Origin of the sequence: Bradyrhizobium australafricanum, from assembly GCF_020329495.1 — a bacterium.
GTDB classification, from domain to species: domain Bacteria; phylum Pseudomonadota; class Alphaproteobacteria; order Rhizobiales; family Xanthobacteraceae; genus Bradyrhizobium; species Bradyrhizobium australafricanum.
This window is the reverse complement of record NZ_JAGKJL010000178.1, coordinates 1-1,023: the sequence shown is the minus strand read 5'-3', so window position 1 is coordinate 1,023 and position 1,023 is coordinate 1. Positions and strand designations below refer to the sequence as shown.

Below are 1,023 nucleotides of genomic sequence, written 5' to 3'. Positions count from 1 at the left end.
GGGGGGCGTCATGAGCGACGAGCGCGTGGAGCGGAGACAAGCAGCCGTGCCGTCGGCAGACGAGGCGAATATCGAGCCCATCTTGCCGGATATGGCTGCACGCACCGAACTGCATTCGATTAACACCTTGACGCTATCGGATACGCAATTTTTGCGCGGTGAGGCCGTCGGGAAGGCAACGACGACTTCTGGACAGCTCCGGCTCGCGACGAACTCTGGTCAGTTGCCGGTCGTGGTCCTGCAGCATGGTTCCGCCGGTATGGCGCCTAACGTCGAGATGTGGGTCAGGGAGCTCAACAAGATCGGCGTTTCGACATTTGCGCTCGACGGCTTCACTGGACGTGGGCTCATCGAGGTAAACACCAATCAAGCCCTGCTCGGCCGCCTCAATTTCATACTCGACATCTATCGTGCCCTCGAGGTGCTGGCGAAACATCCGAGAGTCGATCCGGCACGCATCGCGCTGATGGGCTTTTCGCGTGGGGGCCAGGCCACCCTCTATGCGAGCCTCAAGCGCTTCCATCGGCTGTGGAATAGGTCAGGCGTAGAGCTTGCGGCCTACGTTTCGTTCTACCCGGATTGCGCGACGAAATTCCTGTCCGATACCGATGTCGTCGGTCGACCCATCCGCATCTTCGGCGGTACGCCGGATAACTACAACCCGATTGCCGCTTGTAAGGCGTACGTCGAGCGGCTGCGAGCCGCTGGCGCAGATGTCCAACTGACCGAGTATCCAAACGCCTCGCACGCATTCGACAACCCGCTCGGTGCGCAGCCTGCAGCGATGCAGCCTGGATACCAGAGTGTGCGCAATTGCTTGATCGAAGAGGATGCCGATGGGCTGCTCATTAACACCGACACCAAGCGGCCATTCGCCTATACGGACACGTGCGTCGTGCACGGCGTGCACATCGGCCACGATCCGGTCGCTACCCGTGAAGCCAAGCAAGCCGTCAAGGCAATCTTCAAGAAGGCGTTCCAACTCCCATGATCGGGCGACGACCGGATGTCGCCTATTGGCCC

At 60.4% G+C, this 1,023-nt stretch carries 1 protein-coding gene; it reads left to right on the top strand.

Going from position 1 to position 1,023, the window contains the following annotated elements; all coding sequences use genetic code 11:
* A partial coding sequence (locus tag J6525_RS46410) for a dienelactone hydrolase family protein (RefSeq protein ID WP_312010078.1) occupies nt 1-991 on the top strand: 991 nt, incomplete at its 5' end.
* Between the last annotated feature and the right edge of the window lie 32 nt (nt 992-1,023).